Source organism: Flavobacterium sp., assembly GCF_020217025.1.
In the GTDB taxonomy this organism is placed as follows: Bacteria; Bacteroidota; Bacteroidia; order Flavobacteriales; family Flavobacteriaceae; genus Flavobacterium.
This window is the reverse complement of record NZ_JAIWOF010000179.1, coordinates 1-10,000: the sequence shown is the minus strand read 5'-3', so window position 1 is coordinate 10,000 and position 10,000 is coordinate 1. Positions and strand designations below refer to the sequence as shown.

Below are 10,000 nucleotides of genomic sequence, written 5' to 3'. Positions count from 1 at the left end.
TATTTTTATGAACTGGAACACTATCGTCATGTAAGGTTAAAATATCTCCATTAACATCAAAATTCAAATAGAAATTATTATAAAATGCATTTTCAGGAATTTGCACCGAAACATTGTTTTTTTCAAAAATAGATTCATTTTTAGCTTTAACAAAATACGGTGTTTTTTGAATCGTATTTTTTATAATGGCTTGCGAATTTGCAAACTCAATTGGAATTACTAATTCTACTTTATTACCATGAAAATCAAAAATCTCCACCCGATAATTGTAGTTTGCTCCTGGTTGCACTTTTATAATACCATCTTTTTTGTTTCCAGCCACTATAGAAAGCGGGTAATCAGACAATTGAAATAATTTTTGAATGCGTTGTCCCATCAAATGAAAACGTTCATAATCAATAAAATTATTAATATAACGTGATTCATCAAACGCAAAACCATCAAAACCATATTGGTATTGCAGCACTCCGTTTAAATATGCTTTTACTTTGTACAATCCATTTTTATTATAGGCATTAGTACAAAAATCATAAGCATTGATTCCAAAGGCTACTTTTCCATTAGCTTTTACTTTTACCCCTAAATAAGAACCGTCGGCTTGTTTAGAAAATGAAATATTTATTGGTTTTTGAGAATTATTTACCACCGTAGAATCTAACGGATAAGCTACGATACCTTGAATTACAGGTTTTCTATCATCGTTAATTATTTTTTTAAAACCAAAATGCATTGGATTTAAAATTTCTTCCGATTTAGTGTTTCGAAATTCAAAATGCAAATGAGGTGCTCCACTTCCACCAGTATTTCCACTAAAAGCAATGACATCTCCTTTTTTAACAGGTAATTCTGTTGGGTACAAATACATTTCTACTTCATATGATTGCTCCTTATATTGTCTTGATTTGATGTAACTTTCAATGGCTCCATTCGCTTTTTGCAAATGACCATAAACAGAAGTATAACCATTAGAATGTGTGATATAAATTGCTTTTCCGTAACCAAAAGTTGAAATTTTAATACGAGAAACATAGCCATCACCAGCAGCATATACAGGCAATCCTTCTATTCCTTTAGTTTTAAAATCCAAGCCAGAATGAAAATGATTACTTCGTAATTCGCCAAAAGAACCCGAAACATCGAGTGGAATATCTAAAGGTGATTGAAAATAATCTTGAGGATAATCTTGACTAAAAATAAAAAAAGGGACGAATAAAATGGCTAATACGAACTTCATAGTGCTTGTGTTTAATGCTAAAATACTAAAATAATTTTATATAAAGTAAACAAAAAACCATACCTCTAATAAATTATTAATTATCAGATAGTTATAAATAATAAAAAATTATTCACAAAATTTAATAAAAAGTATTGCTATTTTTGAATACTAATGCTAACTTTGTGAAATATTGAAATGAATTCTATCATTAATGAATGGATTATCTGAATTAATTGATTCTCTCGAAGTTAAATTTTTTAAGCTCAATCAGAAATTGTTGCAGCTTGAAAAGAAAAACCAAGAGTTGCAAGACGAATTGTTGCTTTCTAAGAAAAATCAACAACAGCAATCTGGTGAAATTGAAGACCTGAAGAAACAACTAGATACTCTAAAAATGGTAAACTCATTACTAGGCAGTGAAGAAAATAAACGAGAAACAAAACTCAAAATAAATTCATTAATCAGAGAAATCGATTATTGTATAGCCCAACTTTCAGATTAGAAAGCTCATGAGTGAAAAGCTGAAAATTAAAATATCAATAGCAGACCGTGTATATCCATTAACTGTGGAACCATCACAAGAAGAAGGACTAAGAAGTGCTTCAAAAAAAATAGATGCTATGATTAAACAGTTTGAACAAAGCTATGCGGTAAGAGACAAACAAGATGTTTTAGCGATGTGTGCCTTGCAATTTGCAGCACAAGTGGAGCAAAAACAAATTAGTAAATCTCAAGATGATGAAACTTCTTTAACCAGATTGCAAAATTTGGATAAAAAATTGAGTGAGTTACTCTCAAAATAAATACGTTCTTACATAACAAACAAAGATACTGCCTACATTAGTATATATTTGATAAACTCAACACTAACAATTTAAACGAGTGAATCTTTGCAACTATAACAGGCCCTTAAGTGGGAAGTTTGAACTGCAGGTTAGCTCAAATCTTGTATAACAGAGTTTATACAAACATCTAATGTAGGCTTTTTTTATATAATTTTTTAACACACATATGGACATACTAAGTATAATAATTGGAATTGTTGTTGGTCTTGCAGGAGGTTTTGGAATCGCTAAATTTTTAGAGAAAAGCAATGTTTCTAACCTAATTAAAAATGCAAAAAAAGAAGCAGCATCGATTTTAAAAGATGCCAAAACAGAAGCTGAAGCAGCAAAAAAAGATAAAATTCTACAAGCTAAAGAGAAGTTTTTAGAATTAAAAGCAGAACACGAACAAGTAATTTTAGCTCGCGACAAAAAAATGGCCGAAGCTGAAAAAAGAACGCGTGACAAAGAATCTCAAGTTTCAAATGAATTAGCAAAAGCTAAAAAAATTAATGATGAAGTTGAAGCTAAAATTGCAGATTACAATAATAAAATCGAATATTTAGACAAGAAACAACAAGAAATTGATAAACTTCACAGAAGTCAAGTAGAGCAACTAGAAGCTATTTCTGGTTTATCTGCTGAAGATGCAAAAAATCAATTGGTAGAAAGCTTAAAAGCGGAAGCCAAAACAAACGCTATGTCATTCATCCAAGATACTGTGGAAGAAGCAAAAATGACAGCGCAACAAGAAGCGAAGAAAATCATCATCAACACTATTCAACGTGTAGGAACTGAAGAAGCAGTTGAAAACTGTGTATCGGTATTTAACATTGAATCGGATGATGTAAAAGGTAGAATCATTGGTCGTGAAGGTCGTAACATTAGAGCTTTAGAAGCTGCAACAGGAGTTGAAATCATTGTTGACGATACCCCAGAAGCTATCATCTTATCTTGTTTTGACCCAGTAAGAAGAGAAATTGCTCGTTTAGCATTACACAAATTAGTAACTGACGGACGTATTCACCCAGCTCGTATTGAAGAAGTTGTGGCAAAAACAGCTAAACAAATTGATGAAGAAATTATCGAAACAGGTAAACGTACGGTTATCGATTTAGGAATCCACGGATTACACCCTGAGTTAATTAAAGTGGTAGGTAGAATGAAATACCGTTCATCGTACGGACAAAACTTGTTACAACACTCAAGAGAAGTAGCTAAGTTATGTGGTATCATGGCAGCCGAATTAGGATTAAACGTTAAATTAGCTAAAAGAGCTGGTTTATTACACGATATAGGAAAAGTACCTGATACAGAAAGTGAATTACCTCATGCAATCTTAGGTATGCAATGGGCAGAGAAATATGGTGAAAAAGAAGAAGTATGTAATGCTATTGGAGCTCACCACGACGAAATTGAAATGAAATCATTGATTTCTCCAATTATCCAAGTATGTGACGCTATTTCTGGAGCACGTCCTGGAGCAAGAAGACAGGTATTAGATTCTTACATCCAACGTTTAAAAGACTTAGAAGATATCGCTTTCGGATTTAATGGAGTGAAAAACGCTTACGCTATTCAGGCAGGTAGAGAGTTACGTGTTATTGTAGAAAGTGAAAAAGTATCTGATGATGCAGCAGTTAACTTGTCATTTGATATTTCTCAAAAAATTCAAACTGAAATGACATATCCTGGTCAAGTAAAAATTACGGTTATTCGTGAAACTAGAGCAGTGAATATTGCAAAATAATAGGCATTAGCCAAAAGTAAAAAACCGTGTTAATCATTTTAACACGGTTTTTTTATTTATCAATTACTCTATACTACTTTCTAGGATGATAATTATTCATAACTTCGGAAAGAAATTTTCTATCCAAATGCACATATACTTCGGTTGTTGTAATGGATTCGTGTCCGAGCATTAATTGTATCGAACGTAAATCGGCGCCATTTTCTAATAAATGCGTTGCAAAAGAATGTCGGAATGTATGTGGACTGATTGTTTTATTTAGATTGATTTTTAAGGCTAAATCTTTAATAATCGTAAAAACCATGGCGCGCGTTAATTGCCTCCCTCTCCTATTCAAAAAAAGCGTATCCTCATGCCCTTTTTGAACCGGATAATGCACCCGAATCATATTTAAATAAGTATTAATGTATTTTATTGTTGTACCACCTACAGGAACAAAACGTTGTTTATTTCCTTTTCCTGTGATTTTAATAAAACCTTCTTCAAAAAACAAGTCTGAAATTTTCAAACCTACCAATTCTGACACACGCAAGCCACAACTGTATAGCGTTTCTAACATGGCTTTGTTACGTTCTCCTTCTGGAGTGGATAAATCAATGGCGTTAATCAAGGCATCAATTTCCTCTGTTGCTAAAGTATCAGGTAATTTACGACCTGTTTTAGGCACTTCTATCAATTCTAAAGGAGTGTCGTTACGATAATCTTCAAATACTAAATAATTAAAGAAGCTTTTTAAACCAGAAATTATTCGTGACTGGCTTCGTGCATTTACTTTTGAGGAAATTTCATAAATAAATTGTTGGACAGTTTCTTCTGTGATTTGAATGGGAGAAACCTTAATATCATGTTGATGCAAGAAAAGAACCAACTTTTCAATATCAAAAGTATAATTCTCAATGGTATTTTTAGAAAGACCACGCTCTAATCGCAGATAATTTTGAAACTCTTTAATATACGATTGCCATGTACTCATGTATCAAATGTAAGCAATTTGATGTAATAAAAAAATCCCGCCGAAGCGGGATTTGAAATTTTTAAAACAAATTTATAATTTAAAAACGCCACCAACATTAATTGAACTGTAAGCATTTTTAATTGTGAAATCACTATCTTTATAAACTTCATTAAGTCCAGAAATCCCTTGTAAATCAATTAAAATACTGAATTTTTCATTTACTTCAATTTTATATCCAATTCCATATGCTAATCCAATTTGAAAAGAATTAATGTATTTTTTAATATCTCCATCATTATTTTTTGCAGACGTTAACAAACTAAAACTTGGTCCAAAATTTAAATTCCATTTTCTTGTAGAACCAAAATGCCAATTTGCATTAGCTGGCAGGGTGATATAATTTAATTTTTCTTCATAACCTCCAGAACCTTTAGCACCCATTTTTTGATAATGTAAACCCGAACGTAAACTCCATCTGTCATTAAAAAAATAATCTGCTCCCACACCAAAAGAAACTCCAGAAAGCGTATTAGAAGCTAAACTCTCTTCACCATAGTAGTTAGCACTTGAATAACCAATTTGAGGAATTAACTCAATTGCACCTTTCTCTCTAGACTGTGCATTTGCAAAACTGAAAGCTAAAATAGCTACAATAGATAATAAAATTTTTTTCATTTTTATAGATTAAATAATTTAAAGTTCAAATGTATTCAAAAAAGAAAGAAATTTAATACGTAAATACTCTTGGTTATTAAATTATTTTTAATTATTAAACAAAAAAAATCCCGCCGAAGCGGGATTTTTAACTTATTTGTTTTTACAAATATTATAATTTGTAAGTTAAACCAAATTGAGCAGTTGAGAAAAAGTTGTTGAAAACATTTACATTACCTGTAAATGCAGTTTGAGCTTTTCCACCGTCAGCTTTGTAAGATGAATAAGATAATACATCTGATAAACCAAAGTTAATAGCAATTTTAGGAGTAACAAAATATTGAATTCCTAAACCAGCACCCATTCCAAAACCATTAGCTTTGTAATCAGAAACTGTTTCTTTTTCAGTACCAAAAGCAAAACCTGCTTGTGCATAAGTTTTAAATCTAGCTCCTAAATCTAAGAAATAATAACGAGCAAAAACTCCAGCACCAAAGTTAGAATTTTTTTCTGTGTCAGTTCCAGCAACTTCTTCTTTAGAAGAACCAACCATTAATTCAACACCTACAGCAAATTTTTCAGTTACAAAATATCCAGCTGCTGGATTAAATTGAAAACCATTAGTTTTTACTTCAGTATTTTTGTCATTAGTTGAAGAAAAACCTAAGTTACCTTCAACAAAGATGTCTCCTTGAGCAAAACCGAAAGTCTTTGCTTCTTCTTGTGCGTTAGCAAAACCGAAAGCCAATAATGCTACAGCAGATAATAAAACTTTTTTCATGTTTAGTTTAAATTTAAAGTTAATAGGGCAAATTTATAGCATTTTTTTATACAAAATAACAAAATTTGTTATGTTATTAACAATTTTATTAACAAGTAAAATTAAAAAAGCTCATAATCAACCACTTGAGATTTAAAAAAACTAAAAAATTAAAGTTTTTTTAATGAAAAATAAAGGTGCTAAAGAAATCAAAAAAAATATAATACATTAAAAATCAACAACTTCCAAAAAACGATAAAAACTGCATTTCATCGATAAAAACAATAAAAAGCGCCCGAGAGCGTTACCAATTAAAACATTTTAATATGAAAAGAACAATTGCAACATTGATTTTACTAGTTCTAGGAACTGGTTTATCTCAAGCTCAAATGCTAAAATTTGGTTTAAAAGGTGGTGTAAACTTTGCTAATTACACTGGTGGAGAAATATCAGGTGTAGATTTTAAAACCATCACTAGTTATCATGCTGGATTAGTAGTAGAATTAAAAGTATTTGAAAACTTTGCCATTCAACCTGAATTACTTTATTCTACACAAGGCTCCGAATTAAAAGGTTTTGGTGATCAGATTAAAAATGAATTGGGTTATTTATCATTACCTTTACTTGCTAAATTTTATTTAACTTCAAACAAATTGAGCTTAGAACTAGGGCCGCAAGCTTCCGTTTTAGTTAGTGAACGCAATGAAGTGGATACAAACGACACCAATTCTTTTGACTTCGGTCTAGCTGGCGGCTTGAGTTATAAAATAACTGATGGCTTATTTGTTTCAGGACGATACGTAGCAGGTTTAACAGAAGCCAAAAAAGATGCAGACGTAAAGAACTCGGTTATTCAATTTTCTGTGGGTTATATGTTTTAATACTAAAATTCACAATATTTTACTAAAACCATTCTCAAAAGGAATGGTTTTTTTATTTTTACAAAAACAATCCACATGAAAATTATCATTATAAACGGCCCTAATCTTAACTTATTAGGAAAACGAGAACCTGAAGTTTATGGCAATGAAACTTTTGAAACGTATTTTAAAAAATTACAAATTCAGTTTCCAAATGTAACGTTAGAGTATTTTCAGAGTAATATTGAAGGGGAAATTATTTCTAAAATTCAAGAAGCAGGTTTTACTTATGATGGTATTGTCTTGAATGCGGGAGCTTACACGCATACTTCTATTGGAATTGGAGATGCTGTTAAAGCTATTACAACTCCTGTTATAGAAGTTCACATTTCCAATACATTTTCTAGAGAGTCTTTCCGCCATCAATCTTATATTTCAGCAAACGCTAAAGGTATTATTATTGGTTTTGGACTGCAGAGTTATGAACTAGCTATAAAATCTTTTATATAATACAACCTTTTTAAACGAATATTCGTCTATAAAAATAAAACTCCTATGAATAAAATTTTATTTGCTCTATTGTTTGTTAGCTCATTTACGTTTTCTCAAATAAAAGGAACTGTCAAAGATAAAGATGGAAATCCACTTCCTTTTGTAAATATTTATATTGAGAATACTTATATAGGTACCACTTCTAATGAATTAGGGAAATATGAACTGAATACTACTGAGCAAAAGAATGTACATTTGATATTTCAGTATTTGGGATTTAAAACTCAAAAGCATGTCTTAAACATTACTAGCTTTCCTTATGAGTTTGATGTTACTTTATATGAAGAAGATTTTCAATTGAAAGAAGTTGTTGTTATGAATGGTGAAAATCCTGCTAATGATATCATTCGAAACGCTATTAAATCTAAAAAGAAAAATGCTGCCAAAACGGATAAGTTCGAAGCCGATTTTTATTCGCGAGGAATTTTTAGAGTCAAAAATGTTCCCCGTAAAGTTATGGGTATTAAAATTAATGATTTAGATGGAGATTTAAATGGTAGTTTAGATTCAACAAGAAGTGGTATCCTTTACCAATCAGAAACCGTTTCTAAAATTAAGTTTCAAAAACCTGATGATTTGAAAGAAGAAATCATAGCTTCTAAAATTGCTGGAGACGATAACGGTTTTAGCTACAACACCGCTTTAAATACCAATTATGATTTTTATGAAAATTATGTTGATTTTGGAATTAACATGGTCTCTCCTATTGCTGATAATGCTTTCAACTATTATAAATACAAATTAGAAAGCACTTTTTATGATGATAAAAACCAGTTAATCAATAAAATACTAGTCACTCCTAAGCGTGATAAAGAGCCCGTTTTTGAAGGTTACATTTATATTGTTGAAGACAGTTGGGCTATTTACGGAATTAATCTAGATATCAAAGGTTATCGCATGCAACAGCCAATTTTAGAAACTATGAAGCTGACACAAAATTTCAGTTATAATAGTGAGAATAAGATTTGGGCTAAGAACATTCAGGCTTTGGATTTTCAAGCGGGTATTTTTGGAATGAAATTTACAGGGAAATTTACTCACGTTTTTACGAATTATAACTTTAAAGACGCTTTTGAAAAGAAAACTTTTGGGAAAGAAATTGTCACCTTTGCTGAGAATGCCAATAAAAAGGAAGTTACTTTTTGGGAAGAAAACCGTCCGGTTCCTTTAACTGAAGAAGAAACGAAGAATTATGTTAAAAAAGATAGTATTCAAACAATTAGAAAATCGCAAGTCTATTTAGATTCTATTGATGCCAAAGGAAATAAGTTTAAACTGTTAAAAATATTTACAGGGTATAGCTATAAAAACACGTTCAAAAAATGGAATTTTAATTATCAAGGACTTACCAATATAGGTTCGTTGAGTTTTAACACGGTACAAGGTTATAATTTGGATAGCGGTTTTTCTTTTAGAAAGTGGAATGAAGAAACAGGAAAAGTAACCTCTATTTCATCAACTTTTAATTATGGTTTTGCTGAAGATAGACTTCGTGTGAACGGTCGTTTTTATCACCGATTTAATAATAGAAATAATGCTTACATCAGTTTAACTGGCGGAAGCGCAATTAGTCAGTTTAATCCAAATGAGCCGATTAGCAATATAGTAAACTCGGTAGCTACTTTATTCTTTAAGAACAACTACATGAAATTGTATAATAAAGAATTTGCCGAAATTAATTATGGGCAAGAAGTTACCAATGGTGTTTTCGTTAATGGAAAAGTGTTGTACGAAAACCGTCATGCATTATTCAATAATACCAATCATACTTTTATTAAAAATGATGATTTGTATTTTTCAAATGATCCGCTACAGCCTTATAATTATACTTCGGTTCCGTTTGAGCAGCATCATATTATGAAAGCGAGTTTAGGTACACGCATTCGTTTTGGTCAAAAATATATTTCGCGTCCTGATGGAAAAATAAATATTCAAAACGATGATTATCCGGTAATAAGTCTTTACTATGAAAAAGCGTTTGGAGCTTCAAATAGCAACTATCATTATGATTTTGTTACTGCTACAATTGATTACAACAAAACGATAGGAAATAAGGGTGATTTTGGCTTACGCTTTAAAGCGGGTAAATTCTTTAATGCCGATAATATTTCGTTTGTAGATTACAAACATTTTAATGGTAATCAAACGCATGTGAACTTATTGAATAATTCTTTGAATGCATTTAACTTGTTACCTTATTATAGTCATTCTACAAATGATGCGTATTTGGAAACGCATATTGAACATAACTTTAAAGGCTATATTATGAATAAGATTCCGTTGTTGAATAAATTGCAATGGAATTTAATTGGAGGATTTCACCAATTGAACATTCCCAATATGAAACCGTATCAAGAGTTTACTGTTGGGTTTGATAACATAGGTTGGGGTAAATTCAGATTCTTACGTGTTGATTATGTAAGAAGTTA

General features: G+C 31.0%; 10 protein-coding genes. 6 read left to right on the top strand and 4 right to left on the bottom strand.

The features are described 5' to 3' along the window. Nucleotides 1-1,234: M23 family metallopeptidase (locus LDL23_RS09200; RefSeq protein ID WP_291265427.1), on the bottom strand; the 1,234-nt coding region annotated here is incomplete at its 3' end. Between the two features lie 193 nt (nt 1,235-1,427). Here LDL23_RS09200 and LDL23_RS09195 point away from each other — a divergent pair. From LDL23_RS09195 to rny, 3 genes are all read left to right on the top strand, one after another. Further along, nucleotides 1,428-1,718, top strand: coding sequence for a hypothetical protein (locus LDL23_RS09195; protein ID WP_194097291.1), 291 nt, complete (start codon nt 1,428-1,430; stop codon nt 1,716-1,718). Nucleotides 1,719-1,725: 7 nt separating this feature from the next. Further along, nucleotides 1,726-2,019, top strand: a complete 294-nt coding sequence (locus LDL23_RS09190) for a cell division protein ZapA (protein ID WP_026724773.1) — start codon at nt 1,726-1,728, stop codon at nt 2,017-2,019. A gap of 208 nt (nt 2,020-2,227) precedes the next feature. Next, nucleotides 2,228-3,790, top strand: a complete 1,563-nt coding sequence (gene rny / locus LDL23_RS09185; RefSeq protein WP_026724774.1) for a ribonuclease Y — start codon at nt 2,228-2,230, stop codon at nt 3,788-3,790. A gap of 73 nt (nt 3,791-3,863) precedes the next feature. On the opposite strand, the gene xerD is transcribed toward rny, so the two are convergent. The 3 genes from xerD to LDL23_RS09170 all read right to left on the bottom strand — a co-directional run bounded on the left by xerD (nt 3,864) and on the right by LDL23_RS09170 (nt 6,180). Further along, nucleotides 3,864-4,763 (bottom strand): site-specific tyrosine recombinase XerD, encoded by a 900-nt coding sequence (xerD, locus tag LDL23_RS09180; RefSeq protein ID WP_291265426.1) that lies wholly within the window; start codon nt 4,761-4,763, stop codon nt 3,864-3,866. 72 nt (nt 4,764-4,835) lie between these two features. Further along, complete coding sequence (locus tag LDL23_RS09175; RefSeq protein WP_291265425.1) at nt 4,836-5,420, bottom strand: porin family protein; 585 nt, start codon at nt 5,418-5,420, stop codon at nt 4,836-4,838. Nucleotides 5,421-5,571: 151 nt separating this feature from the next. Beyond that, on the bottom strand, nt 5,572-6,180 hold the full coding sequence (locus LDL23_RS09170) for an outer membrane beta-barrel protein (RefSeq protein ID WP_291265424.1): 609 nt from the start codon (nt 6,178-6,180) through the stop codon (nt 5,572-5,574). A 305-nt stretch (nt 6,181-6,485) separates the two neighbouring features. Between LDL23_RS09170 and LDL23_RS09165 the strand changes: the two genes are divergently transcribed. The 3 genes from LDL23_RS09165 to LDL23_RS09155 all read left to right on the top strand — a co-directional run. Continuing rightward, nucleotides 6,486-7,040: a porin family protein gene (locus LDL23_RS09165; RefSeq protein WP_291265423.1), complete on the top strand. Its 555-nt coding sequence runs from the start codon at nt 6,486-6,488 to the stop codon at nt 7,038-7,040. A gap of 75 nt (nt 7,041-7,115) precedes the next feature. Next, on the top strand, nt 7,116-7,529 hold the full coding sequence (aroQ, locus tag LDL23_RS09160) for a type II 3-dehydroquinate dehydratase (protein ID WP_291265422.1): 414 nt from the start codon (nt 7,116-7,118) through the stop codon (nt 7,527-7,529). A 45-nt stretch (nt 7,530-7,574) separates the two neighbouring features. Then, nucleotides 7,575-10,000 (top strand): DUF5686 and carboxypeptidase regulatory-like domain-containing protein (locus LDL23_RS09155; RefSeq protein ID WP_291265421.1); only part of this gene is annotated, 2,426 nt, incomplete at its 3' end.